At 72.4% G+C, this 24,040-nt stretch carries 25 protein-coding genes; 12 read left to right on the forward strand and 13 right to left on the reverse strand.

Annotated features, from left to right (window positions below):
* Positions 1-94 precede the first annotated feature (94 nt).
* Entirely contained in the window at positions 95-1,108 is a 1,014-nt protein-coding gene (locus tag ABZU53_RS03870; protein ID WP_355063692.1) for a PDZ domain-containing protein, read from the reverse strand.
* A gap of 115 nt (positions 1,109-1,223) precedes the next feature.
* Between ABZU53_RS03870 and ABZU53_RS03875 the strand changes: the two genes are divergently transcribed.
* Positions 1,224-2,525, forward strand: coding sequence for a zinc-dependent metalloprotease (locus tag ABZU53_RS03875; protein ID WP_355063694.1), 1,302 nt, complete (start codon positions 1,224-1,226; stop codon positions 2,523-2,525).
* Positions 2,526-2,618: 93 nt separating this feature from the next.
* Here the strand turns inward: ABZU53_RS03875 and ABZU53_RS03880 are convergent, their stop codons facing one another.
* Both ABZU53_RS03880 and ABZU53_RS03885 read right to left on the reverse strand, forming a co-directional pair.
* Positions 2,619-3,227 carry a hypothetical protein gene (locus ABZU53_RS03880; protein WP_354862709.1) on the reverse strand — a complete coding sequence of 203 codons (609 nt, stop codon included), beginning with the start codon at positions 3,225-3,227 and terminating at the stop codon, positions 2,619-2,621.
* Between the two features lie 156 nt (positions 3,228-3,383).
* Positions 3,384-3,914 (reverse strand): M48 family metallopeptidase, encoded by a 531-nt coding sequence (locus ABZU53_RS03885; protein ID WP_354862708.1) that lies wholly within the window; start codon positions 3,912-3,914, stop codon positions 3,384-3,386.
* A 515-nt stretch (positions 3,915-4,429) separates the two neighbouring features.
* Here ABZU53_RS03885 and ABZU53_RS03890 point away from each other — a divergent pair.
* From ABZU53_RS03890 to ABZU53_RS03900, 3 genes are all read left to right on the forward strand, one after another.
* Positions 4,430-4,597, forward strand: coding sequence for a DUF5679 domain-containing protein (locus ABZU53_RS03890; RefSeq protein ID WP_007464795.1), 168 nt, complete (start codon positions 4,430-4,432; stop codon positions 4,595-4,597).
* A 227-nt stretch (positions 4,598-4,824) separates the two neighbouring features.
* Positions 4,825-5,937, forward strand: coding sequence for a hypothetical protein (locus ABZU53_RS03895; RefSeq protein ID WP_355063696.1), 1,113 nt, complete (start codon positions 4,825-4,827; stop codon positions 5,935-5,937).
* Positions 5,934-7,280, forward strand: a complete 1,347-nt coding sequence (locus ABZU53_RS03900) for an AarF/ABC1/UbiB kinase family protein (protein ID WP_355063697.1) — start codon at positions 5,934-5,936, stop codon at positions 7,278-7,280. The genes ABZU53_RS03895 and ABZU53_RS03900 overlap by 4 nt, the downstream gene beginning before the upstream one ends.
* A gap of 293 nt (positions 7,281-7,573) precedes the next feature.
* Here the strand turns inward: ABZU53_RS03900 and ABZU53_RS03905 are convergent, their stop codons facing one another.
* The 3 genes from ABZU53_RS03905 to ABZU53_RS03915 form a co-directional block, all read right to left on the reverse strand.
* Complete coding sequence (locus ABZU53_RS03905) at positions 7,574-7,939, reverse strand: WhiB family transcriptional regulator (protein ID WP_354861543.1); 366 nt, start codon at positions 7,937-7,939, stop codon at positions 7,574-7,576.
* A 129-nt stretch (positions 7,940-8,068) separates the two neighbouring features.
* Entirely contained in the window at positions 8,069-8,320 is a 252-nt protein-coding gene (locus tag ABZU53_RS03910; RefSeq protein ID WP_354861542.1) for a hypothetical protein, read from the reverse strand.
* Between the two features lie 122 nt (positions 8,321-8,442).
* A complete protein-coding gene (locus ABZU53_RS03915; RefSeq protein WP_355063699.1) occupies positions 8,443-10,608 on the reverse strand; it encodes an ATP-dependent DNA helicase UvrD2 in 2,166 nt (721 codons plus the stop codon).
* A gap of 93 nt (positions 10,609-10,701) precedes the next feature.
* On the opposite strand from ABZU53_RS03915, the gene ABZU53_RS03920 reads away from it, so the two are divergent.
* Positions 10,702-10,944 (forward strand): mycoredoxin, encoded by a 243-nt coding sequence (locus ABZU53_RS03920; protein WP_355063701.1) that lies wholly within the window; start codon positions 10,702-10,704, stop codon positions 10,942-10,944.
* Positions 10,945-11,038: 94 nt separating this feature from the next.
* Here the strand turns inward: ABZU53_RS03920 and ABZU53_RS03925 are convergent, their stop codons facing one another.
* Positions 11,039-12,337, reverse strand: a complete 1,299-nt coding sequence (locus ABZU53_RS03925; RefSeq protein ID WP_355063703.1) for an MFS transporter — start codon at positions 12,335-12,337, stop codon at positions 11,039-11,041.
* Between the two features lie 215 nt (positions 12,338-12,552).
* On the opposite strand from ABZU53_RS03925, the gene ABZU53_RS03930 reads away from it, so the two are divergent.
* The 3 genes from ABZU53_RS03930 to ABZU53_RS03940 all read left to right on the forward strand — a co-directional run bounded on the left by ABZU53_RS03930 (position 12,553) and on the right by ABZU53_RS03940 (position 14,337).
* Positions 12,553-13,533, forward strand: a complete 981-nt coding sequence (locus ABZU53_RS03930) for a helix-turn-helix transcriptional regulator (protein ID WP_354861536.1) — start codon at positions 12,553-12,555, stop codon at positions 13,531-13,533.
* Between the two features lie 74 nt (positions 13,534-13,607).
* Positions 13,608-13,847, forward strand: a complete 240-nt coding sequence (locus ABZU53_RS03935) for a DUF397 domain-containing protein (RefSeq protein WP_354861535.1) — start codon at positions 13,608-13,610, stop codon at positions 13,845-13,847.
* A 214-nt stretch (positions 13,848-14,061) separates the two neighbouring features.
* A complete protein-coding gene (locus ABZU53_RS03940) occupies positions 14,062-14,337 on the forward strand; it encodes a hypothetical protein (RefSeq protein ID WP_354861533.1) in 276 nt (91 codons plus the stop codon).
* Between the two features lie 124 nt (positions 14,338-14,461).
* Here ABZU53_RS03940 and nudC read toward each other — a convergent pair whose 3' ends face one another.
* The 3 genes from nudC to ABZU53_RS03955 are packed head-to-tail and all read right to left on the reverse strand — an operon-like array spanning position 14,462 to position 18,124.
* Positions 14,462-15,421, reverse strand: a complete 960-nt coding sequence (gene nudC / locus ABZU53_RS03945; RefSeq protein WP_355063705.1) for an NAD(+) diphosphatase — start codon at positions 15,419-15,421, stop codon at positions 14,462-14,464.
* A gap of 52 nt (positions 15,422-15,473) precedes the next feature.
* Positions 15,474-16,817 (reverse strand): pitrilysin family protein, encoded by a 1,344-nt coding sequence (locus tag ABZU53_RS03950; protein WP_355063707.1) that lies wholly within the window; start codon positions 16,815-16,817, stop codon positions 15,474-15,476.
* Complete coding sequence (locus ABZU53_RS03955; protein ID WP_354861529.1) at positions 16,814-18,124, reverse strand: pitrilysin family protein; 1,311 nt, start codon at positions 18,122-18,124, stop codon at positions 16,814-16,816. The genes ABZU53_RS03950 and ABZU53_RS03955 overlap by 4 nt, the downstream gene beginning before the upstream one ends.
* Positions 18,125-18,432: 308 nt before the next feature.
* On the opposite strand from ABZU53_RS03955, the gene ABZU53_RS03960 reads away from it, so the two are divergent.
* From ABZU53_RS03960 to ABZU53_RS03975, 4 genes are read left to right on the forward strand one after another with little or no spacing between them, the layout of a single operon-like run.
* Complete coding sequence (locus tag ABZU53_RS03960) at positions 18,433-19,497, forward strand: ABC transporter substrate-binding protein (protein ID WP_355063709.1); 1,065 nt, start codon at positions 18,433-18,435, stop codon at positions 19,495-19,497.
* Entirely contained in the window at positions 19,494-20,273 is a 780-nt protein-coding gene (locus ABZU53_RS03965; RefSeq protein WP_354861525.1) for an ABC transporter ATP-binding protein, read from the forward strand. The genes ABZU53_RS03960 and ABZU53_RS03965 overlap by 4 nt, the downstream gene beginning before the upstream one ends.
* Positions 20,263-21,147 (forward strand): ABC transporter permease, encoded by an 885-nt coding sequence (locus ABZU53_RS03970; protein ID WP_355063711.1) that lies wholly within the window; start codon positions 20,263-20,265, stop codon positions 21,145-21,147. The genes ABZU53_RS03965 and ABZU53_RS03970 overlap by 11 nt, the downstream gene beginning before the upstream one ends.
* Before the next feature lies 1 nt (position 21,148).
* Positions 21,149-21,607, forward strand: a complete 459-nt coding sequence (locus tag ABZU53_RS03975; RefSeq protein WP_354861522.1) for an Rrf2 family transcriptional regulator — start codon at positions 21,149-21,151, stop codon at positions 21,605-21,607.
* A 106-nt stretch (positions 21,608-21,713) separates the two neighbouring features.
* Here the strand turns inward: ABZU53_RS03975 and ABZU53_RS03980 are convergent, their stop codons facing one another.
* The 3 genes from ABZU53_RS03980 to ABZU53_RS03990 form a co-directional block, all read right to left on the reverse strand.
* Positions 21,714-21,914, reverse strand: coding sequence for a hypothetical protein (locus ABZU53_RS03980; RefSeq protein ID WP_354861521.1), 201 nt, complete (start codon positions 21,912-21,914; stop codon positions 21,714-21,716).
* 252 nt (positions 21,915-22,166) lie between these two features.
* Entirely contained in the window at positions 22,167-23,480 is a 1,314-nt protein-coding gene (locus tag ABZU53_RS03985; protein WP_354861519.1) for a DEAD/DEAH box helicase, read from the reverse strand.
* A 222-nt stretch (positions 23,481-23,702) separates the two neighbouring features.
* Complete coding sequence (locus ABZU53_RS03990; protein ID WP_101369720.1) at positions 23,703-23,906, reverse strand: cold-shock protein; 204 nt, start codon at positions 23,904-23,906, stop codon at positions 23,703-23,705.
* Between the last annotated feature and the right edge of the window lie 134 nt (positions 23,907-24,040).

Here is a 24,040-nt window from a genome sequence, read left to right on the forward strand (position 1 = left end):
CCACGGTTGGCTCCGCACGCTCGATGTGATCGGCTCCGATCAGGCACCCAGAGTACGGGGTGTTTCTGAACGTGTCGGGGCACGGTCACACCGGTCAGCAGCGGGTCGGCTGACCACCCGCGCGCAACGTCTCCAGAGCGGTAAGCGCCTCGTCCAGCGAGCCCACCTTCAGCAACGGCAGGTCGGGCTGCGGATTGCGGACCGCCTCGGCGCAGTTGTCCGCCGGCACCAGGAAGACCTTGGCCCCCGCACGCTTCGCGCCCACCAGCTTCTGGGCGATCCCGCCGATCGGGCCGACCGTGCCCTCGTCGTCGATGGTGCCGGTGCCCGCGATGACCTTTCCGCCGGTGAGGTCGGCCGGCGTCAGCTTGTCCACGATGCCCAGCGCGAACATCAGGCCGGCGCTCGGGCCACCAATGTCCCCCAGGTCGATGCCGAGCGTGAACGGATGCGGCTGCTGCTGGTCGATCTCGACGCCGATCCGCGGCCGGCCGTCCTGCTCGCGGCTCGTCACCGTCGCGGTGGACGCCGTGCCGTCGCGCGTGTAACCGATGCTCAGGGCCGTACCGGCCGGCTTGGCCCGGATCAGCTCGGTGACCTTGGCGGCCACCGGCACCGGCTTACCGTCGACCGAGGTGACCACGTCGCCGACCCGGAGCGCGCCGGCGGACGGGCCGTCCGCGGCCACCGTCTTGATCACCACCTGCACGGGGAAGCCCAGCTCACGCAGCGCGGCGGTCTCGGCGCTGGTCTGCGACACCTTGAAGTCCTCGGCGTTGCGCTGCTCGACCTGCTCCGTCGACTCCCCCGGCGGGTAGACCAGCTCGCGCGGCACCACGGCCTCGTCGTGGGAGAACCAGCCGGCGATCGCCGAGCGGAGCCGCACCGTGGGCTGCACCCCCACCGTCGTCAGCCGGAGCTGGCCGGCGGAGGTGGAGGTCTCCCGGCCGGTGACCTGGATGACCTCCTTACCGTCGGCCGTGCCGAGGGTGTTGACCGTCGGGCCCGGGCCGAGCACCACGTACGGGATCGGCACCCGGAGCACCCCGATGCTCAGCAGGGCGGTGAACAGGGCACCGAGCAGGACCGTCAGGCCACGACGTCTCATGCGCCAGAGCGTACCGATTGCTCCGGGCCCACCCGACGGATGCGCCGCGCGACTTCGCCCTCAGCGCAACGCCAGCGGCGGCTACCTGGGGCGCGGCCCGCGTACCGTAGACGTCGTGCCTGATATTCCGTTCGGTTTCGCGCTCCCGGGTGGGCAACCACCAGACCCCAACGATCCCGCGCAGATGCAGCAGTTCATGTCGCAGTTGCAGCACCTGCTCTCCGCGCCGGGCAGCGGGCCGGTCAACTGGGACCTGGCCCGGCAGGTGGCGGCCAGCCAGCTCGCCGCCGCCGGCGACCCGGCGGTGTCGCCGTACGAGCGCAACGCGGTAGAGGAGGCGTTGCGCCTGGCCGACCTGTGGTTGGAGCCGGCCTCGTCCTGGCCGTCGGGCATCCAGTCCCCGGTCGCCTGGAACCGCAATGAGTGGATCTTCAAGACGCTCGACGTGTGGCGCAAGCTCTGCGACCCGGTGGCCAACCGCATGGTCGGCGCGATGGGCGACCTGGTGCCGCCGGAGGCGCGCGCCCAGCTCGGCCCGATGCAGTCGATGGTGGCCACCCTCGGTGGCGCGCTCTTCGGCGGTCAGCTGGGGCAGGCCCTCGGCTCGCTCGCCGCGGAGGTGCTCTCCGCCGGTGACATCGGGCTGCCGCTCGGCCCGGCTGGCACGGCCGCGCTGATCCCGGCCAACATCCGCGCGTACGGCGAGGGCCTGGAGCTGCCCGAGGACGAGGTCCGCCTCTACGTGGCGCTGCGCGAGGCCGCCCACCAGCGGCTGTTCCAGCACGTCCCGTGGTTGCGCGGGCACGTGCTCAGCGCCGTGGAGATGTACGCCTCGGGCATCCGGGTCAACCGCGAGGCGATCGAGGAGGCGATGGGCCGGGTCGACCCGACCGACCCGGAGTCGATGCAGGCGATCGCCCTGGAAGGCATCTTCACCCCGGAGGACAGCCCGGCGCAGAAGGCCTCGCTGGCCCGGTTGGAGACCGCGCTGGCCCTGGTCGAGGGCTGGGTGTGCCACGTCGTGGACAGCGCGGCCAGTGACCGCCTGCCCAACGTCGTCCGGTTGGGCGAGGCGTTCCGCCGCCGCCGGGCCGCCGGCGGCCCCGCCGAGCAGACCTTCGCCGCGCTCGTCGGCCTGGAGCTGCGCCCGCGCCGGCTGCGCGAGGCGGCGGCCCTGTGGGCGGCGCTCACCCAGCACCGCGGCATCGAAGGCCGGGACGCCGTCTGGGGCCACCCGGACCTGCTCCCGTCGGACGACGACTTCGCCGACCCGGTGGCCTTCGCGATGAACGACACGGACCTGAGCGAGCTGGACAGCTTCGACTTCACCGCGCCTGGTGGGGTGGAGGAGAAGGCCCCGGGCCAGTCCGACGACACCGAGGGCGACACCAACACCGACGGCGACACCAAGGCCTGACGCGCGAGCCCGGGTGCCCGCGCCACTCGGCGGCGGGCACCCGGCACGCGTCCGCGCCGCGTCACCGTTGCGGCGGGGCGCAGGATTGCCTGGTCAGGCGGGGCGACCCGAGCCCGACAGCAGCGCGCGGGTGGCCTCCCAACCCTCGAAGGCCGGGTCCAGGGTGGCGAGGTCGGCCGGTCCGCGCTGGCGGCGCCAGCCGGCCGTGACGGCGACGTCCCCGGGCGCGGGAGCACCGGCTCGGGCGTCCGCCGGCGTCGCCGTGTCCAGGTCGAGCGGGGGCAACCACTCCGGCACGGGCAGTCGTACGGCCACTCCGAGCAGACCCGGCCCACCCCCCTCCACCGGCGCCACGGCGACCGACCGGGTGGTGAGCGGGCGCAGCAGCTTGCCGACGGTCAGCGCGGGCAGGTCGGGCACGTCAGCGCAGAGCACGGCCGCCTGGTCGTAGCCGTCCAACGCGGCGAACACTGCGTTCGGCGTCGGCTCGGCCACCTCGTGGACGGCGGTACCGGGCCAGACCAGCGCGTCCGCCAGTGGACGGTCGGCCGGGGTCACCGCGACGGCGACGTCCACCTCGTTGAGGGTGGCGACCAGGTCGACGACGTCCTCGGCGAGCGCCGCCCGCCACTGCACCCGGTCGATCCCGGGCGGCGACCAGCGCACCGGCCCGAGCATCACCACCACCACCCGCCGCGCCATGACCCGACCCTAACGCCCCGGCCCGCCCCCTCGCCCGGCGCGGCCAGCCCGCACGGCTGATGATCGGCACCAGGTCGGCGATGTTGCGCTGTCCTGTCGTGGAGATGCCCCCACCTCGCCGACCTGGTGCCGATCAAGGGCACGGGCAGGGTGCGATCAGGTGGGGACGGGGGCACAGGACGCGGCGGCGACGCCCTCAAGGTAGCCGCGGGCGCGCTCCGACTTGGGGTAGCGGCCGACCAGCGCCCAGAAGCGAGCGTTGTGACTGGGCACGATGAGGTGCGTCAGCTCGTGCAGCAGCACGTAGTCGATCACCCAGTCGGGCATGTCCTGGACGCGGTGCGAGATGCGGATGCTGCGGTCGGCGGGCGTGCAGGAGCCCCAGCGGCCGTTCTGGTTGGTGACCCAGCGGACACTGGCGGGCACCGCCTTCGCGCCGTACCCGCCGAGGTATTGGTCGATCAGCCGGTTGGCCCGGGCGACCAGTTCGTCGTCCGAGCGGGCGAGCCGGCCCTCGCGGGCGGCGAGTCGCGCCAACATACGGTCGACCCACTCGCTCTCCTCGGCCCGGGAGAACTGGTCCGGGATGAGGACGACCACCCGCTCACCGTCACGGTACGCAGACACCGTGCGTCGCCGACGCTGGCTGCGCCGCACCTCGACGACCGGCTTACGCGTCCCCGCCATCACTGGCCCGCGCAGCCTCGGCTACGTGTCACGAAGGAAAGCTAATGCGTACTGACCAGGAGTCCGCAAGAGTCAACCGCACGACACGCGCCCAAAAAATGGTGTTTGGTCGCCCCGCGTCCCGAAAATTTCTTGGGCCGGTCGTCGCCGGGACGTCTCGTCACCCACCGTGTACGTCGACGGCGCGGCAGCGCGCGGGCTCCCTCCACCGTAGGTGATCACCGTGCTCGGCGCTGCCGCGGGGGCACTCGCACGGGTGGCTGTGAGGGTTTGGTCGGCGTGTCCCCGCCAAACTGACTTATCCGACCTAATTCGCCATGCACACTCTCGACGTCGACTTGCTCACAGGCCGATGCACAGCTGACATGGAACTGCCCAGACCTGGGTAGGGTCCGCGGACCAGCGGTCACGAGGGTGGCCGTGGAGTGAGACCCAGCGCCGGCGCCCCGTGTGGCCCGCCGCCGGGCACCCCGCCGGGACCGTATTGACCGGCGGACGAGACGAGGAGGGCTACCGTGGCCGACCAGGCCCAGACCTACAACGGTTACTGCGTGAAGTGCAAGGAGAAGCGGGACTTCGAGGGGCACGTCGAGGTCTCGAAGACCGGAATGAACATGGCCAAGGGCAAGTGTCCGGTTTGCGGCACAACAGTGAACCGGATTCTCGGCAAGGCCAAGGTCTAACCGTACGGATCGACGGGGGGCGGGACGGCCGTGGTGGCCGTCCCGCCCCCCGTCGCGGTCCTTAAGAAGGGCCCCCGCGAACGTCGGCCAGGCTGTCGGGTGACCGACAACAACGCCCAGTGGCCTGTGGATAACCCGCCAGATCCTGTGGACAAGGCTGGATACAGCCCCGGCCACCTGTGGACAACGATCGACCGAGCGCAGGGAAGCGGTCACGATTCGTCACCATGAGTCGTACCGCGCTGCCCCGCCCCACGCTCCTTCCCGGCCTCAGCCGGCTCTGGCGGGATCGGCACACCCTCCAGATCGGTGTCGGCCCGGGGCCCGCCGTGCTGGTGGAGCTGGCCAACCCGCGTACCGCTGCCCTGCTCGATCTGCTGGACGGCACCCGCAGCGAACGGGACGTGCTGACCCAGGCGCTCGCGGCCCAGGTCTCCACCGACGACGCGCGTACGCTGCTGGACGCCCTGCGCGCGGCGGGTCTGCTGGTGCCGGCGCACAGCCTGCTCCCCCGCGACCTGGCCGGTCCGGTCCGGGCCCGGCTCGCCGCCGAGGCCGGAGCGTTGGCCCTGGGCGCGGCTCGGCTGCCCGGCACTCCCGCCCAGGTTCTGCGTCGCCGGCGGGCGGCCCGGGTGCTGCTCACCGGTGCCGGTGCGCTCGGCGGGCCACTGGCGGTGGCGCTGGCCCAGGCCGGCGTCGGACAGGTGATTCCGCACGTCACCGGCCCGGTGCGGCCGATCGACCTGGTCGGGACGGGCATCCCCGCCACCGAGCTGGGCCGGCCGCTGGCCCCGGCGATCCGGGCGGCGGTCGACCGTGTCGCGCCGGGCACCGGCACCCACCCGGTCCGGGCCGTCCGGGTGGATCTGCTGATCCAGCTCGGCACGGACCGTCCGCCCGCGCTGCTCGCCGCCGGTCTCGCCCAGCGCCGTCAGCCGCACCTGCTGGTGACCCTGCGCGAAGGCGTACCGGTCATCGGGCCGTTGGTCCGTCCACCCGCCGGGCCCTGTCTGCGCTGCGTCGAGCTGCATCGCGCCGACCGCGACCCGGCCTGGCCGGGGCTCGCCGCCCAGCTCGCCACGGCCGAGCCGGTGGCCGCCGGCGCGACCGGCACCCTGCTCGCGGCCATCGGGTACGCGGTGGCGGAGGCCCTGGCGCACCTCGACGGCGGCCACCCCGAGACACTGGGCGGCGCCATGGAGATCACCGGAGCGGGCCGGTTCCGCCGCCGAGGTTGGCCGCCGCACCCGGCGTGCGGGTGTTCGCCGACTCGGGTGTACGCACCAGCCCGGCCGCACAGCAGCAGCGGAGCCCTCCGGTCGGTAACAATGGCGAAGTGACCGACATCCCGCGCCGGGCCGTGTCCCGGACCGCCAAGCTCGCCGCTCTGCCGCTCGGCTTCGCCGGCCGGACCGTCCTCGGCATGGGTAAGCGTGTCACCGGGCTCGCCTCCGACGTGATCTCCGCGGAGATCCAGCAGCGCACCGCCGAGCAGCTGTTCAGCGTGTTGGGCCAGCTCAAGGGCGGGGCGATGAAGTTCGGCCAGGCGTTGTCGGTCTTCGAGGCGGCCCTGCCGGAGGAGATCGCCGCGCCGTACCGGCAGGCACTGACCAAACTTCAGGAGGCCGCGCCGCCGCTGCCGGCCGCGAGCGTGCACAAGGTGCTCGCCGAGCAGCTCGGCCCCGACTGGCGCGACCGGTTCGTCGAGTTCAACGACACCCCGGCGGCGGCGGCCAGCATCGGGCAGGTGCACCGGGCTCGGTGGCGCGAGCCGGGTTACGGCCCGTCCGGCGAGCCGAACAGCCGCGACGTGGCGGTCAAGATCCAGTACCCGGGGGCCGGTGACGCGCTCCTCACCGACCTCAAGCAGCTCTCCCGGCTGGGCGGGATGTTCCGGGCGATCCAGCCCGGCCTCGACGTCAAGCCGCTCCTCGTCGAGCTGCGTGAGCGGATCACCGAGGAGCTGGACTACGAGCTCGAGGCCGAGTCGCAGCGCACCTTCGCCGCCGCGTACGCCGACGATCCGGAGATCTTCATCCCGGAGGTGGTCTCCGCGTCGCCCCGGGTGCTGGTCACCGAATGGGTGACCGGCACCCCGCTGGCAGACATCATCTTCGACGGCACCGAGGAGCAGCGGGACGAGGCCGGCCGGCTCATGGCCACGTTGCACCTCTCCGCGCCCCAGCGGGCCGGCCTTCTGCACGCCGACCCGCACCCGGGAAACTTCCGGCTGCTGGCCGACGGCCGGCTCGGGGTGATCGACTTCGGTGCGGTGGCCCGGATGCCCGAGGGCACGCCGGAGCCGATCGGCCGCATCGCCGGGCGGGCCCTGCGCGGCGACGCGGACGGGGTGGTGGCGGGACTGCGGGACGAGGGGTTCATCGGTTCCACCGACGAGATCGACGCCGAGGGTGTCCTCGACTTCCTCCGCCCGATGCTGGAGCCCATCGCGGCCGACGGGTTCCGCTTCACCCGGGCCTGGCTACGGGCCGAGGCGGCCCGGCTGGCCAGCCCTCGCTCCCCCACCTACCAGCTGAGCAGGAAGCTCAACCTGCCCCCGTCGTACCTGCTCATCCACCGGGTGACGCTCGGCTCGATCGGGGTGCTCTGCCAGTTGGAGGCGAAGGCGCCGTACCGCAGCATCCTGGAGCGCTGGCTGCCGGGCTTCGCGCCGGTCGCCTGAGGATGTGAGGAAGGGCGGGTGCCGGTCGGCACCCGCCCTTCTGCGTGGGGTGGTACTAGAGAACGCCCAGGTCGCGCGCCGACTGGTTGCGGCCGTTCATGGCGACGGTACGGGCGGATCGGGTTGCCTCAGTGCTCGTGGTGGTACGACCGGCCTGAGGCCGGCGCATTCGAGCCCTGGTCAACGCTTCGTGGAGTAGTTGCATCTCGAAGGCTCCACTCGGAACGTTCAACATCGTTTTCTCACTCACTGCCGGTGTGCCACCGGCGTAGTTGGTACGGGTCGGGAACATGTCAGGCTGCCAGCCGGACCGCGCCACGCACCTCGGACAGCCCAGTGGCTGCCAGGCGCGCCTCGGCCTCGACCCGGAGCTCCGCGTCACGAGCGACGTCCTCCTTGCGCGGACGGCCACGGGGCCGCTTGCGCGGGACGACCGCGCCACGCTCGAAGATCTCGCCGCCCCAGACGCCCCACGGCTCCGCTCGCTCCACCGCCCCGGCCAGGCACTCGACGCGCAGCGGGCAGTCCCCGCAGAGCGACTTGGCCAGCTCGAGCTCGGCAGGCGAGTCGGAGAACCACAGGTCGGGGTCGAACTTCCGGCAGGGCAGGTTCGCCTCCAGCTCGACGCTCACATCGAGGGGGGCCAACGCCAGACTCATCTCCCGGTCACCTCTCTCTCACTTCGATCTCGTGGATCGCATTCCGACGTACTTCGGCGGGGCAAAAAACTGAGGCCGCGGATCCCGGTAGCGGGTTCCGCGGCCTCGAGGTGAGCCGGTGTCTGAGGATCAGACCGGTCTACCTCGAGGTGGAACGCCGCGGACATCCGTGCGCTTCTTGGCGCCATCGATGCCCATGCCCGTGAAGCCACTGGTCCCCTCGACTCCGGCGATCGGCGCAACGGTCAAGTTCAGCTCGGCCTGAACCTGGTGCACCTGCGGAACCGACGGTCGTGCGGCCGCAAGGGCCACCCAGACAGCCGACAGCGGAGCGGGGACAGACGGCATCGCCGTCAGACGCTCATAGGTGAAGATCTCCACGGTGGCCACCTCCCTCACGTTCCTCGAATCGACTGGACCAACCCCCGTGAGCAGCCGGAATGGCGCCGCTCGCGTGGTGTGTTCTGAGGCTATTCCTCGCCCGGGGGCGAGGGCAAACGAATTTACGACGAGATTTCGAAAGTTTTCTCCGGGCAGACGTCGTCCACCCCCGCGCCCTGCACGAGCGCCAGCACCGACTCCCCGTAGAGGCCCAGTTTGCGGGGCCCGATGCCGGCGATGGCGATCAACTCTTCCGGCCGGCCGGGACGCCGCTCGGCCAGCGCGGTCAACGTGGCGTCGGTGAACACCACGTACGCCGGGACCTTCTGCGCGCCGGCCACCCGCTGCCGCCACTCGCGCAGGCGTTCGTGCAGCTCATCGTCGATGTCGGAGGGACAGGTGGGGCACCGACCCAGTTTGCGGTCGGGGCCGGCGAGCAGGGTCGCGCCGCAGATCCGACAGGACACGATCTGCGTCCGGCGCCGTTCGGGGCGGCGCGCGGGACCGGTGGAGGCGCCCGCCCGCTCGGTGCCGCCGGAGCGGTCCAGCTGGGGCAGGAACCGCGACGGCCGCCGGGCACGGCCGCCCGACGAGCGCGCGGCGGCGTACGACAGCCAGAGCCACTGCCGCGCGCGGGTGATGCCGACGTAGAGCAGCCGGCGCTCCTCCTCGACCTGCTCGACGGTCTTGGCGTACGTGGTGGGCAGGGTGCCCTCGGCGAGGCCGACCAGGAAGACCGCGTCCCACTCCAGCCCCTTGGCCGAGTGCAGCGACGCCAGCGTGACCCCGTCCACCGTCGGCACGTGCTGCTGGGCGGCCCGGCGGGCCAGTTCCTCGGTGAAGTCGGTGAGGGTGACCGGGCGCTCCACCGACGCCGCCTCGCCGATCGGCACCACCTCGGGGGTGGCCGCGTACTCCTCGGCGAGCTGGACCAGCGCGGACAGGGCCTCCCAGCGCTCGCGGGCGGCGCCACCGGCCGGGGGCGCGTCCGGGGCCCAGCCGACCGCGGTGAGCGCCTCGACCACGGCGGTCGGCAACGGGGTCTCCCCGGGGATCGAGCGGGTGGCCGACCGCAGGGCGACCATCGCCTGGCGCACCTCGGTCCGCTCGAAGAACCGCTCCGCGCCCTGCACCACGTACGGCACGGCGGCCTCGGTGAGCGCCTTCTCGTACGCTTCGGACTGCGCGTTGACGCGGAACAGCACGGCGATCTCCTTCGCCGGGGTGCCCGCGTCGATCAGTGACCGGCAGCGCGCGGCCACCGCGTTCGCCTCGGCCGGCTCGTCGGTGAAGATCCGCAGGTCGGGTTCCGGTCCCGGGGGGCGCTGCCCGCTCAACTCCAACCGCAGCCGCGCCTCGGCGCCGCGGGCCTGGGAGATCACCGCGTTGGCCAGCCCGACGACCTGCGGGGTGGAGCGGTAGTCGCGGACCAGCCGGACCACTGTGGCGTTGCGGTGCCGGCGCGGAAAGTCGACCAGGTACGACGAGGTCGCCCCGGTGAACGAGTAGATCGTCTGGCTGGCGTCGCCGACCACGGTCAGGTCGTCCCGGCCGCCCAGCCAGGCGTCCAGCAACCGCTGCTGGAGCGGGTTGACGTCCTGGTACTCGTCGACCACGAAGTGCCGGTACTGACCGCGGACCTGCTCGGCGACGTCCCGGTGCTCCTCGATGCCCCACACCGCGGCGCGCAGCATGTCCTCGAAGTCGATCACCCCGTTGGAGCGCTTGAGCTGCTCGTACGCGGTGAACACCTCGGCCACCTTCGCCGGTTCGTGCGGTGTGTCCCGCAGTGCCCGGGCCGCCGACACCACGTAGTCCCCCGGCTCGACCAGCGACGACTTGGCCCACTCGATCTCGCCGGCCAGGTCCCGCGCGGCGGCCCGGTCGGTACGCAGGCCGACCCGGGCGGCGGCGAGGGTGACCAGCCGCACCTTGCTGTCCAGCAGCTCGGGCATGGCCCGGCCGGCCAGCAGTCGGGGAGCGAAGTAGCGCACCTGCCGCAGCGCGGCGGAGTGGAATGTCCGCGCCTGGACCCCGTGCGCCCCGAGCAGAGTGAGACGGTGTCGCATCTCGGCGGCGGCTCGGGCGGTGAAGGTGACGGCGAGCACGTGCCGGGGGGAGATCTCCCCGGAGAGCGCCCGGTGGGCGATCCGGGAGGTGATCGCGCGGGTCTTGCCGGTGCCGGCGCCGGCGAGGATGCAGACCGGGCCGGCGGGTGCGGTCACCGCGGAGCGCTGCTCCGGGTCCAGCCCGGCAAGTACGCCTTCCGACGCTGAGTGAACCACCACAACCAGGAATCATCTCAGCTCCGCCGGACGTTGTAGCGGACAGCCTCGGCTTGATCCGCAAGCCGGCGGTCAGAGGAGTTGGAGGATCCGACCATGCTGACGATGTATTCCACCCCCTGGTGCGGCTACTGCCACCGGCTGAAGTCGCAGCTCGACCGGGAGGGCATCGGGTACGAGGTGGTCGACATCGAGCGGGATCCGGAGGCCGCGGAGTTCGTGATGAGCGTCAACGGCGGCAACCAGACGGTGCCGACGCTGCGCTTCGCCGACGGCAGCGCCCTGACCAACCCCTCGATCACGCAGGTCAAGCAGCACCTGGCGACCCTCAGCGCCTGACCGGCCGGGTCACCTCTCGACGAACGGCCGCCCGGATCCGGGCGGCCGTTCGTCGTGTCCGACATCCGTCACCGTTCGTCGTGTCCGACCTTCGTCACCGCCGGGGCGGTCGCCGGGGTCCGGTGGCCACCGGCGCGTCGATGTCGGCGTCGACCGGGCGGCGCGGGGAGGGGAGGGTCGGGCGGGTCGGCGGTGTGGGCCCACGGCCGCCGGCCGGCGCGCTCAGGTGCCGGCCCCGCCAGAGGTAGACGCCGGCGGCCAGCGTGGCCACCCCGACCAGCAGGAACAAAGCCCGGTAGTCCAGGACGCCGACCAGCAGGGCACCGGCGCCGATGGAGAGCGCCTGCGGGCCGCTGACCAGCGCCTGGGTGGCCGCCGCGACCCGTCCGACCAGCCCGGGCGGCGTACGTCGCTGGATCAGCGTGTGCAGGCCCACCATCGTCAACGGCAGCGAGACGCCGGCCAGCAGCACCGCCACGATCCCGAGCCGCAGATCGGGGTACGCGAGCGCGAGCGCGGCCGGCGAGAAGAAGGCCACCCCGGCGGCCAGCGTGCCGATCTCACCGAGTCGGCGGACCAGCGCCGGTGAGCAGAGCCCACCGAACAGCCCGCCGACGCCCTGCACCATGACCAGCACGCCCACGAAGGCGGCGTCCCGATCCAACCCCTGGTCGACGTAGGCGAAGATGAGCGATTCGCTGAAACCCATCACCAGCGATCCGAGCCCGTAGCCGAGCAGGGCCCGGCGCAGCGCCGGCTCACCGGTCAGATGCCGCAGGCCGGCGCCCAGCTCGGCGGGCCACCGCAGCCGCACGGTCGGCGGCGTGAGCGCCGGGCTCGGCACCGCGGTCACCACCGCGGCCGCGGTCACGAAGCCGACCATGCCGATCCCGGCCAGCGCCCACCCGCCGAGCGCCGCGTAGAGCGCCGCGCCGGCCAGCGGGCCGACCAGCCGCAGCCCCTGGCGTACGGTCTGCAGCACGCCGTTCGCCTCCGCGAGCAGCTCCACCGGCACCAACTGCCGGATCAACCCGCTGAGCGCCGCGCCGAGCGTGATGGACGACAGGCCGTAGAGGGCCGCCACCAGGTAGACGAGCCAGACGTCGCCCGCGTCGCGGACGGTGAACAACGGAGCGAGCAGCAGCGCGGTGACCACGTTCGCGGTCACGAAGAAGGGCCGGCGCGGGTACCGGTCGACGAACCAACCGACCAGCGGCGCCAACGTCATCGGGGCGATGACGGCGAAGATGATGCCGCCGGCGAGCCCGTTGGAGCCGGTCAGGTCCTTGACCCAGATGGCGAGCGCGAGCAGCAGGATCGACTCGGCGGTCATGCTGGCCAGCAGGCCGCCGAACAGCAGGCGGAAGTCGGGTCGGCGCAGGACGGTGCGCATGGGTTCCCTCCGGCGGGATGGCGTGCCCGGCTGGGCGGTCGACGGGGCTGGGACCCGGGGTCCGTCGTCGTCCGGCGTATCCGTGGTCCATTTTTCGACAAGACACGCCCCCGCCGGAACCTCCGACGCCGGTCGCGCCGTCCATACTGACCGTGGGGGGCGAATTTCATACAGTTACCGTCGCGTCTGCGGCGGTCGACGGGAAAGAGGACACTGTGCCTCCTGCCGCACCCAGCCCGATCATGCGTCGCCGACGGTTGGGCATCGAACTGCGCAGCCTGCGCGAAGCCGCGGGCCTCACCGGTGACCAGGTTATCGAACGGATCGGTTGGGCGTCCGCGTCCAAACTGTCCCGCATGGAGAACGGCCGCAGCCGACCGGACCCGCAGGATGTCGGCGTTCTGCTCGACCTCTACGGGGCCGACACCGCGTCGCGCGAGGAGTTGCTCGCCATTGCCGGTGAGGCCGGCGACATGCGCGGCTGGTTGAAGAACTTTCCGGTGATGACGCAGCAGCAGCGCAGTTGGGCCGAGCTGGAGGCGGGCTGCGCGGAGATCTCCGAGTACAACCCGGTTCTGGTGCCGGGTCTGCTGCAGACCGCCGGGTACGCGAAGGTCCGGATCGTCTCGGCCCGCCAGGTGAGCGAGGGCGCCGGCGAACCGGAGCCGACCGACGAGCCGGAGACCGAGGTGCAGGCCCGGTTGGCCCGCCAGTTGCTGCTGACCCGCGAGCCGCACGCGCCGAGCTACACCGCGGTGCTGGAGGAGGCGGCCCTCGGCCGCCGGGCCGGCCCGCCCGAGGTGCTGCACGAGCAGCTGCACCAGCTGTGCGAGCTTGCCCTGCTGCCCAACGTGACTCTGCACCTGCTTCTGCGGGACACCCAGATCGGCGATTGGTACCTTCCGCCGACCGCCTTCTCCCTCTATCGGTTCGCCGATCCGCTCGATCCGGAGACATTGGCCATCGAAGGGGGGTTCACCGACGTCATGTCGACCGAGGCAATCACGCTAAATCGCTATAAAGTGGTGTTCGAGTGGCTATGCACGGCGGCACTAGACGCCTCGGACACCCTCTCCTGGCTGATCGAGGCGACGGGACGGCTGACCGGGGCGACGCCCCCATCCACAGTGGCGTTCGGGCCGGCAACGGCGCCGACCCAACGCCGCCGGGCCTCGGGGCGACTGACGGATCGGTGATCCACGGGGGACCCTCCGTCGGGGCGTGCGGCACCACTCGTCCCATCGGATCGGTTCACATCAGGAGCAGAGCCATGAACGACATCCACAACACGCCGTCCGTCTCCGCCAGCTCGTTGGCGGACGCCCCGTGGCGTACCAGCACCCGCAGCCAGACCTCCAACTGCGTGGAGGTCGCCCCCCTGGGCACCGGCCCGTCGGCTGTCGCGCTGCGCGACAGCAAGGACCGGGGCGGCCCGGTGCTGCTGTTCAACCGGGCCGGGTGGCTCGGTTTCATCGCCGGGGCCAAGACGGGCCAGTTCGATCTGAACTGATCCTCCTGACCGGGGCGGGGCCGTTGGCATGGTGCCGGCGGCCCCGTCGCCATGTTCGGCGGCAACCCCGCTGACCAGGCATCCGCCGATCGGACGAGGCTCGGAAACAATAGGCGCGTTTCACTTGCTGGGATGAACACGGGGCGTAACATGACCCACGAGAACGTGGAACTTCCACACTGGCTCATTCGTCGCGGTTCATCCGGAGACCCTTATGCGGTTCCTGATCGTTCGCACCGACATCCGCACCGTCGCCGACGGGGACATCGCCGCCGCCTGGGCGGACGGCCATGGCCTCCGCGACGAGACGACCACGCCGGAACCGCGCCGGCAGACCGTGCACGCCGAGGACCGGGACGCCGCGCTGCTGCTGGCCCGGGCCCTGTCGACGGTCGGCGCGGTGCGAGCCGGCAAGCAACGGGTCAAGGTCCTGCCACTCGGCGAGCCGCTGCCCGTCTTCCGGCGCAGACCCGGCCGCACCGGCACCTGACCCCAGACGTCCGTCGTGGTCGGCTCGGCTCCCCCGCCGCGTCCATCGCTCCCACCGACCACGACGGCCCGTGTTCCCGGCCCGTGACCGCCGCGGCAACGGCGGCCACGGGCCGGGACCGTGCTCAGTGGTCGGCGTCCACCCAGCCGTCCAGCCAGCGATGGATGAGGAACAACGCGATCGACGACGGCGGCGGCAGGATCAGCCGAGCCCCGTCCCCCACGTCCACGGCCCTTCCCGCACACGCGGCCCCGATCTCCTCGCGGCTGAACCACCTGGCGTACGCGATCTCGGACGGGTCGACCTGCACCGGATCCGCCGGGTCGGCGGTGGCCAGGAAGCCCAGCATCAGCGAGCCCGGGAACGGCCAGGCCTGGCTGCCGACGTACCTGATCCGCTCGACGGAGATGCCCACCTCCTCGCGGACCTCGCGCAGCACGGCGGCCTCCGCGGACTCCCCCGGCTCGACGTATCCGGCCAGGCAGGAGTAGCGCCGACCACCCGGGGTGCCCGGCCAGCCGGCGTTGTTGCCGAGCAGGCAGCGGCCCTCGGGACCGTCGACGCCGTCGTGCACCAGCACGATCATCGCCGGGTCGGTACGCGGCCAGATCCGCGCACCGTTGCGATCCACCCGGGACCAGCCGGCCTCGTCCATCACGGTCGGCGCGCCGGTCGCCGTCGAGTAGCCGTGCCGGGTGTGCCAGTTGAGCAGCGCGAGCGCCGTGGTGAAGATGCCGGCCTCCCGATCCCCGAGCAGGTGGCCCACCTCCCGCAGGTTGACCGCCCGGGTGCCCGGCACCGTCGGCAGCGGCGTGTCGAGCGCGAAGACCGGCACCCCGTCCGGCTCGACACCGAGGAACATCGCCGTCGACTCGGCGCCGGCCGGCACGTCGGCCGCGCCGAACAGCACCAGCGCGGGAGGCGACACGTCGGTACGGGCGAGCGTCCGCCCGTCGTTGGTCGAGTCGAGCAGCAGGATCCGGCCGCGCAGCCACGCCTCGGTCAGCCACTGCGCGTCGCCCCGCCGATGCGCGGCGCGATCCAGCGTGGACCGCGCCAGCGGCGGCGCCGTCTCCCCGCTCACGTCAGCGCTCCGCCGCTGGCGGACACCCGGACCGACGGGCCGTGGCGGTGCCTCACGGCTGCACCGGTTCGGTGCGGACCGGCGTCAGCGCGGCCAGCCCGGGGGTGATCCGCTCGGCGTCGCCGAGCACGACCACCGCCGCCCGGGCGGGCGCGAGGTAGTGGGCGGCAGCCCGCGCCACGTCGTCGACGGTCGCCTGCGCCAGGCGGGCCGCGTACTCCGCGAGGAACTCCAGCCGCAGCCCGTTCCCGGCGTACGCGCTGGTCAGCGCGGCCAGACCGGCCTGGGTGGACATGCCGAGCTGGAGGGTGCCCAGGGCGTACTGGCGGGCCTGCTCCAACTCCTCCGGCTTCGGCGGCAGCGACGCCAGCCGGCCCAGCTCGTACGTGGTCTCCAGCAGCGCCGGGCCGGTGACCTCGGTGGCCACCTCGGCGCCGGCGACCAGAACCGACCCGGCCACCGAGTGCTCGATCACCGAGTGCGGGCCGTACGTGTAGCCCTTGTCCTCGCGGATGTTCTCCACCCAGCGGGACGAGAAGTAGCCCCCGAAGATCAGGTTGGCCAGTTGCAGCGGCGCGTGGTCGGGGTCGGTGCGCGGCACGGCGGGCAGCGCGACCCGCAGCGAGGACTGCACCGAGCCGGGTCGGTCGACAAGCAGCAGCGGCCCTGGCTCCAGCGGCGGGGTGGCCGGCAGGGTGGCCGTACGCCCGGCGCCGGCCCACCCACCGAGCGCCCGCTCGACCGCGTCCAGGGCCTTCTCCGGCTGCACGTCGCCGACCACCACCAGCTGCGCCCCGGCGGGGTGCACCCGCTCGGCGTGCAGGCTGCGCAGGGCCGCCGGTCGGACGGCACGGATCTGGCCCGGCTCCGGGGTCTGCGTGGCGTACGGGTGTCGCCCGTAGATCCGCTTCAGCAGCGCCTCCCGGGCCAGGTGCGCCGGCTGGCTCTGGGCAACCTGGATCCGGTCGATCAGCCGGTCCCGCTCGGCGGCCACCTCGTCGCTGGGGTAGCTGGCGCCGGTCAGCACCTCGGCCAGCAGCTCCAGCATCCGGTCCAGGCCGGTGACCAGGCCGGCGCCGGAGAGCATCAGCCGGTCCGGGTCGACGCCCGCGGACAGCCCGCCGCCCACCTTCTGCAGCTCGGCGGCCAACTGCACGCTGGTCATCGACTCGGTGCCGGAGAGCATGGTCTGCGAGAGCATCGCGCCGCGCGCGAGGTGGGCGCGGCCGAACGGTACCCAGAGCCGCAGCTCGACCAGGGGCACCGCCGGCCGGCGTACGGCGATCACGGTGAGCCCGTTGCGCAGCGTGCGCTCGGCCTGCTTGGGCACCTTGAGCTTGCGGGTGGGGCCGAGCGGGGGCAGCGTACGCGGCCCGGCGGTGGCGGTGGTGGTCATCGGGCACCTCCGGGGATGACCTCGACCGCGGCGCGGCGCTCCGGGCGCAGGGTGGCCGCGGCGGCCCGGACCTGCTCCTCGGTGACGTCGCCGACCAGTCGGGGCAGGTCGTTGAGCAGGCCCGGCTCGCCGCGTTGCTGTTCCAGGACCGCCATCCGCAGCGCCCGGCCGAGCACCGCGTCGGTGTCGCGCAGCAGGTGGGTGGCCATCCGGGCCTGGGTGCGGGCCAGCTCGCCGTCGGTCAGCCCGTCGGTGGCCAGCCGGTCCAGTTCCTCGTCGACGGTGCGCAGCACCTTGTCCACGTCGCCGCCCGGTGGCAGGTGCGCCTGGAGCAGCAGCGCGGTGGGGTCGCGGACGTCGAACGGGTCGCCCATGAAGCCGAGGTAGCCGCCGAGGCTGGTCACCGTGCGGTCACGCTGGACCAGTCGTTCGACCAGCCGGGACGCGTCGCCGTCGGTGAGCACCTCGGCCAGCACCACGTACGGCAGGTAGTTGGCGAAGTCGCCGACCGGGTCGGGCACCCGCCACGCGCCGGCCACCGCCGGCAACGGCGCCAGGGCGTCGGTGTACGAGCTGCGTCGCTCGGCGGTCAGGTCGGGCTCGGTGAAGTCGGGCCGCCGCGGCGCGGGACGGGCCGGGACGTCGCCGAAGTGCCGGGTGACCAGCTCGGTCGCCTCGGCCACGTCGATGTCGCCGCTGACGGCGAGCACCGCGTTGCCGCTGGCGTAGTAGCGGCGGAAGAAGTCGGCGGCGTCGGCGACGGTGGCCGACTCCAGGTCGTCGAACGAGCCGTAGCCGTCGTGCGCGTTCGGGAACGTGTCGAACATGACCGGGGGCAGGGTCAGCCAGGGAAAGCCGCCGTACGGCCGGCTGAGCACGTTGACCCGGATCTCCTCCTTGACCACGTCGACCTGGTTGCGCAGGTTCTCCTCGGTCAGCCGGGGCCCGCGCATCCGGTCCGCCTCCAGGAACAGCGCGCGCTCCAGCGCGTTGCTCGGCAGCGTCTCGAAGTAGTCGGTGTAGTCCAGGTGGGTGGAGCCGTTGAACGTGCCGCCGGCACCCTGCACGTGCCGGAAGTGGGCCAGTTTCTCCAGGTTCTCCGAGCCCTGGAACATCAGATGCTCGAAGAGGTGGGCGAAGCCCGTACGCCCCTCCGGCTCGGAGCGGATGCCGACGTCGTAGACCACCGCCACCCCGATCACCGGGGCACTGCGATCGGGGGTCAGGACCACCCGCAGGCCGTTGTCGAGGGTGAACCGCTCGACCGGATACTTCGTCGCTGGAATTCTGGATCTCCGCGCCGCCACGGGATCGACCCTAGCGCGTCGGCATCCCCGCCACCGGCGACCTCCACGGAGCCACCGCCACCGGGTTGGCCAGCCGGGGCGGGACCTCGACGCCGACCCGCTCGGCCTCCCCGCGGCGCAACCAGCCGGAGCGGACGAACCCGTCGACGTACGACAATCCGTGTCGCGCGATTGGCCTAGCAAGACGGTAGGAAATACCGACATAACTGAGACGCCCCTTCCCGGCATGTGGATGGGTCTTGACGCTGACCCCGGCCTGACCCACTCTTCCTACCAACTAAGTAGGAATACTGCGGATTGGATGGACGATGAGACGGCTCCCCCTACGCCGGTTGGTCACCCTGACCACCCTCGCCGCCCTCGGCGCGGCGACCCTGGGCAGCACGGCCGCGTGCGGCGACGACAGCGAGGGCGCGGGGGGCAGTTCCGGCCCGGTGACCCTGCGGCTCGGCTACTTCCCCAACATCACCCACGCGCCGGCCGTCGTCGGCGTGGAGAAGGGCATCTTCGCCGAGAAGCTCGGCGTCGACGTCAAGCTCGAACCGAAGACCTTCAACGCCGGCCCGGCCGCCATCGAGGCCGTCTTCTCCGGCGCGCTGGACGCGACCTACATCGGCCCGAACCCCACCGTGAACGCGTTCTCCAAGTCCAAGGGCGAGGCCGTCCGGGTCGTCTCCGGCGCCGCCTCCGGAGGCGTGGCGCTGGTGGTCAAGCCGGGCATCAACGGCCCGCAGGACCTCAAGGGCAAGAAGGTCGCCACCCCGCAGCTCGGCAACACCCAGGACGTGGCGGTCCGCTACTGGCTCAAGCAGCAGGGGCTGACCACCACCAAGGAGGGTGGCGGCGACGTCAAGATCGTGCCGCAGGAGAACGCCCAGACGGTGGAGACCTTCAACAGCGGCGCGATCGACGCCGCCTGGGTGCCCGAGCCGTTCGTCTCCCGGCTGGTCAACGCCGGCGGCAAGGTGCTCGTCGACGAGCGCGACCTGTGGCCGGACAAGAAGTTCGTCATCACCAACCTGCTGGTCAGCACGAAGTTCCTCAAGGCACACCCGGACGTGGTGCAGAAGCTGGTCGACGGCCAGGTGGCCGCGAACGAGTTCGTCAACACCAAGCCGGACGAGGCCCAGCAGGCCATCTCCGACGCCATCGGCAAGATCACCGGCAAGCCGCTGGACCTCAAGCTGATCAAGCAGGCGTGGCCGACGTTGGAGTTCACCAACGACCCGATCCCCACCTCGCTCAAGGCCGGGCTCGACCACGCCGTCGAGGTCAAGCTGACCGAGCCGGTGGACCTCAAGGGCCTGTACGACCTCACGTACCTCAACAAGGCGCTCAAGGCGCAGGGCAAGCCCGAGGTCGTCCAGCCATGACGTCGACCACGACGACGCCGCAGAGCGCGACCACCGCGGTCGCGCTCTCCGGCGTGACCAAGGTGTACGGACGCGGGTCGAGCGCCGTACTGGCCCTGGACGGGGTCTCCCTGGACGTAGCGCCGGGCGAGTTCGTCTGCCTCGTCGGCGCGTCCGGCTGCGGCAAGAGCACCCTGCTCAACCTGGTCGCCGGCCTGGACCGGCCCAGCGGCGGGCAGATCGGCATCGCCGGCGGCGCCAATCCGGGGCTGATGTTCCAGGAGCCGGCGCTCTTCCCCTGGCTGACGGTCGACGCGAACGTCGAGGTGCCGCTGAAGCTGCGCGGGCTGCCCCGCGCCGAGCGCCGCGAACGGGTGGCCGACCTGCTGCGCACGGTGCACCTGGCCGAGTTCGGTCGCAAGCGGCCACACGAACTGTCCGGCGGCATGCGTCAGCGGGTCGCGCTGGCCCGCACGCTGGCCCTGGACACGCCGGTGCTGCTGATGGACGAGCCGTTCGGTGCGCTGGACGCCATGACCCGCGACATCCTGCACGACGAGCTGGAACGGATCTGGTCCGAGCGCCGACTCTCGGTGCTCTTCGTCACGCACAACGTCCGCGAGGCCGCCCGGCTGGCCGACCGGATCATCCTGCTCTCCAGCCGCCCCGGCCGGATCATCTACTCCACCGAGGTGGACATCCCACGGCCACGGCGGATCGACTCCCCCGAGGTCGCCGCGATCGCCGCCGAGGTCACCGAACGGCTCCGTACGGAGGTGGGCCGCCATGGCCAGTGACACCCTCACCAGCACGGCGCGCAGCGACGCGGAGATCTCCGGCCTGGACGCGCTGGAGATCGCCGGTCGGGATAAGGAGGTGTCCCGCGGCACCCGGCTCTGGGCGGCCACCTGGCCCAAGCTGGCCGCGCTGGCCATCGTCATCGTGGCCTGGCAGGTGGTGGTCTGGTCGGGCTGGAAGCCGCCGTACTCCCTGCCCGGCCCGCTGGTCGTCGGTCGCGAGCTGGTGACCCAGGCCCAGGGTCCGCAGCTCTGGGAGGGCCTGGCCACCACGCTGCGGCGGGCCGCCGTCGGCTATGTCTTCTCGGTCGCGGTCGGCCTGCTGCTGGGCCTGGCGGTGGCCCGCTCCACGGTGCTGCGGGCCGCCATCGGCTCGATGATCACCGCGTTGCAGACCATGCCGTCGATCGCCTGGTTCCCGCTGGCCATCCTGCTGTTCGAGCTGAGCGAGAAGGCGATCTTCTTCGTGGTGGTGCTCGGCGCCGCGCCGTCCATCGCCAACGGGGTGATCTCCGGTGTGGACTACGTGCCACCGCTGCTGCTGCGCGCCGGTCGCAACCTGGGCGCGCGGGGGCTCAACCTCTACCGGTACGTGATCGCGCCGGCCGCCCTGCCGGCGATCGTCGCGGGCCTCAAGCAGGGTTGGGCGTTCTCCTGGCGGAGTCTGATGGCCGGCGAGCTGATCGTCGTCGGCATCTCGCAGACCTCGCTGGGTGCCCAGCTCACCTACTCGCGGGAGCTGTCCGACGCGCCGTGGCTGCTCTCCACGATGATCGTCATCCTGGTGCTGGGCCTGGCCGTGGACGCGGCGTTCGGCGCGGCCGACAAGGCGATCCGCCGTCGCTGGGGCGTACTGGACCAGGCTGGTCAGTGACGTGTACGTCTCCGCGCGCAGCGACTACGCGCTCCGGGCGATGCTCGCCGTCACCGCCGCCGTACGCGGCGGCGACGCGGGCGGTGGTGGCGCGGGCGAGCTGGTGAAGGCCGGCAGCCTGGCCGAGGTGCAGGAGATCCCGCTCAGCTTCCTGCAGGGCATCCTGCTCGACCTGCGCCGGGCCGGTCTGCTGCACAGCCATCGGGGCGCCGAGGGCGGATACGCGCTGACCCGGCCACCTGAGGAGATCACCGTCGGGGATGTGCTGCGCGCGGTCGGCGGCTCGCTGACCACCGTACGCGGACTGCCGGCCGAACGCGCCGGCTACCACGGGGTGGCTGCCGGGCTCACCGACGTCTGGCTGGCGGTGCACGGGGCGATCGCCACCGTCGTCGACAGCACCAGCCTCGCCGACCTGCTGAGCCGCACCCCGACCGACCGGGCGTCCACGACGTCCTGACCACCGGGGCGGCGTGGTCGGGTCGGTGCCCCGCCGACCCGACCACACCTCGTACCGATCCTGACCGGGCCTGCCCCTCCGCCGGCACCGGTCGGCCGGTCGCTGCTCAGCCCCGGTGCTCGACCGTCGGGCCGGGGCCCGGATCGCCGGGACTGCGCAGCTCCACCAGACCGGCGGGAGCATTGTCCGCCGGGGTGGCATGCCAGGGCGCGAAGGCCGCGACCATAGCGAGCAGCAACCCGGCGAGCCCGACCGCGGCCACCAGGATCAGTTCGCGCAGCGCCCCCGAGCCGGCTTCGCCCGCCATGGTCACCCCTCCCGCGCCGGGCCCCCCGCCCGGCTCCCCCCGATGGCCAGCTTCGACCACACCGGGCCGGGACACAGTCGGCCAGCCGACCAAGCCGCGGCTGATATTCGACTCGGGCCAGCGGCCGGGCGGTGCGGGTCATCGACCGCCACGACGGTCGAGGAGGCCGATCCGGGGCGCGACCCGGACCACCCCGCACACAAACCGACCCGCCCAGCCGAAGCGGGACGGGTCGGTGACGTGCGTGGAGGATCAGACGGTACGCGGGCGGCGCGGGCGACGGGACCGGCCCGACGCGCGGTGCGCCGGGCGGGCGCCGCCGTCCGTGGCCGAGCCACCGGCTACGCGTCCCCGGCTGACCGCCACCGGCGGCGCGACGATGGTCACCGGCACACCGGACGGCTCACGGGCACCGGTCACCCGGGCCAACGAACCGTCGCCCGGGCGCACCTGGACCGACTCCGGCCGGATGCCGGCGGTGGCCATCAGCCGGGACACGTCCCGGCGCTGCTCGGGCAGGACCAGGGTGACCACGCTGCCGGACTCGCCGGCGCGGGCCGTCCGACCACCGCGGTGCAGGTAGTCCTTCGCCTCGGCCGGCGGGTCCACGTTGACGACCATGTCGAGGCCGTCGACGTGGATGCCCCGGGCCGCCACGTCCGTGGCGACCAGGGCGGTCACCTGGCCGTTGCGGAACTGCTCCAGGATGCGGGTGCGCTGCGGCTGGGACTTGCCACCGTGCAGCGCGGCGGCGCGTACACCCTTGGAGAGCAACTGGCGCGCGAGCCGGTCGGCGCGGTGCTTGGTGCCCATGAAGAGGATGGTGCGACCGTCACGGGCGGCGATCCGGGTCAACGCGTCGGGCTTGTCGACCGCGTCGACGTGCAGCACGTGGTGGGTCATCGCGGTGACCGTGGCAGTGCCCGGGTCGACCGAGTGGGTCACCGGGCTGCTGAGGAAGCGGCGGACCAGCCGGTCCACGCCGCCGTCCAGGGTGGCGGAGAAGAGCATCCGCTGACCCTGCGGGGCGACCTGCTCCAGGAGCTTGGTCACCTGCGGCAGGAAGCCCATGTCGGCCATCTGGTCGGCCTCGTCCAGCACGGTGATCTCGACCTGGTCGAGCCGGGCGTCGCCGCGGTTGATCAGGTCGTGCAGCCGGCCGGGGGTCGCCACGACCACCTCGGCGCCGGCACGCAGCGCGTCCGCCTGCCGCTGCAACGACAACCCGCCGACGACTGTGGCGCAGCGCAGGCCGACGGCCCGGGCGTACGGCGCCAGCGCGGTGGTCACCTGCTGCGCCAACTCCCGGGTCGGCACCAGCACCAGGGCCAGCGGGCGACCCGGCCGGGCCTTGCGGCCGGCGGTGCGAGACAGCAGGGGAAGCCCGAAGGCGAGCGTCTTACCCGAGCCGGTACGACCCCGGCCGAGCACGTCCCGACCTGCGAGCGAGTCCGGAAGCGTCGCCGTCTGGATCGGGAACGGCTCGGTGATGCCCTGCGCGGTCAGCGCGGTGAGCAGCGCCGGCGCCAAGCCGGTAAGAGCGAAAGACGGAATAACAGTGGTCACGCAGGAGCCTTCCTCGACGCGGAACGTGTCGAGGGAGGGCGCCGAAGTCGGCGCTGTCAACCGGCGGCGCAAGGCAGCCAGGACTCACAAGCACGAACCGATTGGAGTACGGGCCGGCCCGCCGCCGGGCCGCCGCCTGCGTACGCAGGCGGGGCGGGGCGGGCCGGTCCCGTCACCGTCACACCCGGAGGGCGCGACAGGTAATGCTGACCGATCCGAAGATCAGATCGGGCGGATGTTCTCCGCCTGCGGGCCCTTCTGGCCCTGGGTCACCTCGAACTCGACCCGCTGGTTCTCGTCCAGGCTCCGGTAGCCGGAGGACTGGATCGCCGAGAAGTGGGCGAAGACGTCAGCGCCGCCGCCGTCCGGGGTGATGAAGCCGAAGCCCTTGTCAGCGTTGAACCACTTCACGGTGCCAATAGCCATGTGTTTCGTCTCCTTGACGGAACGTCGGACACACACTTGTTGTGTGCCCGAAGAGGAGCGCTCCGCGCGGGGATGCGCGAATCGCCTGTCGCTTCTGGTCGCCCCGCCCGGAGAGCTCCGGACACAACAAAGAG

This window comes from Micromonospora sp. NPDC005194 (assembly GCF_040608335.1).
GTDB lineage: Bacteria > Actinomycetota > Actinomycetes > Mycobacteriales > Micromonosporaceae > Micromonospora.

Bases quoted from the DNA above. Each gene is read 5' to 3' on its own strand.
- ABZU53_RS03970 (WP_355063711.1), top strand. From the start codon at position 20,263: ATGGCCAGTGACACCCTCACCAGCACGGCGCGCAGCGACGCGGAGATC.
- ABZU53_RS03990 (WP_101369720.1), bottom strand. From the start codon at position 23,906: ATGGCTATTGGCACCGTGAAGTGGTTCAACGCTGACAAGGGCTTCGGC.
- ABZU53_RS03920 (WP_355063701.1), top strand. From the start codon at position 10,702: ATGCTGACGATGTATTCCACCCCCTGGTGCGGCTACTGCCACCGGCTG.
- ABZU53_RS03980 (WP_354861521.1), bottom strand. From the start codon at position 21,914: ATGGCGGGCGAAGCCGGCTCGGGGGCGCTGCGCGAACTGATCCTGGTG.
- ABZU53_RS03965 (WP_354861525.1), top strand. From the start codon at position 19,494: ATGACGTCGACCACGACGACGCCGCAGAGCGCGACCACCGCGGTCGCG.
- ABZU53_RS03935 (WP_354861535.1), top strand. From the start codon at position 13,608: ATGAACGACATCCACAACACGCCGTCCGTCTCCGCCAGCTCGTTGGCG.
- ABZU53_RS03895 (WP_355063696.1), top strand. From the start codon at position 4,825: ATGAGTCGTACCGCGCTGCCCCGCCCCACGCTCCTTCCCGGCCTCAGC.
- ABZU53_RS03905 (WP_354861543.1), bottom strand. From the start codon at position 7,939: ATGAGTCTGGCGTTGGCCCCCCTCGATGTGAGCGTCGAGCTGGAGGCG.
- ABZU53_RS03885 (WP_354862708.1), bottom strand. From the start codon at position 3,914: ATGGCGGGGACGCGTAAGCCGGTCGTCGAGGTGCGGCGCAGCCAGCGT.
- ABZU53_RS03870 (WP_355063692.1), bottom strand. From the start codon at position 1,108: ATGAGACGTCGTGGCCTGACGGTCCTGCTCGGTGCCCTGTTCACCGCC.
- ABZU53_RS03880 (WP_354862709.1), bottom strand. From the start codon at position 3,227: ATGGCGCGGCGGGTGGTGGTGGTGATGCTCGGGCCGGTGCGCTGGTCG.
- ABZU53_RS03940 (WP_354861533.1), top strand. From the start codon at position 14,062: ATGCGGTTCCTGATCGTTCGCACCGACATCCGCACCGTCGCCGACGGG.
- ABZU53_RS03925 (WP_355063703.1), bottom strand. From the start codon at position 12,337: ATGCGCACCGTCCTGCGCCGACCCGACTTCCGCCTGCTGTTCGGCGGC.
- ABZU53_RS03960 (WP_355063709.1), top strand. From the start codon at position 18,433: ATGAGACGGCTCCCCCTACGCCGGTTGGTCACCCTGACCACCCTCGCC.
- ABZU53_RS03950 (WP_355063707.1), bottom strand. From the start codon at position 16,817: ATGACCACCACCGCCACCGCCGGGCCGCGTACGCTGCCCCCGCTCGGC.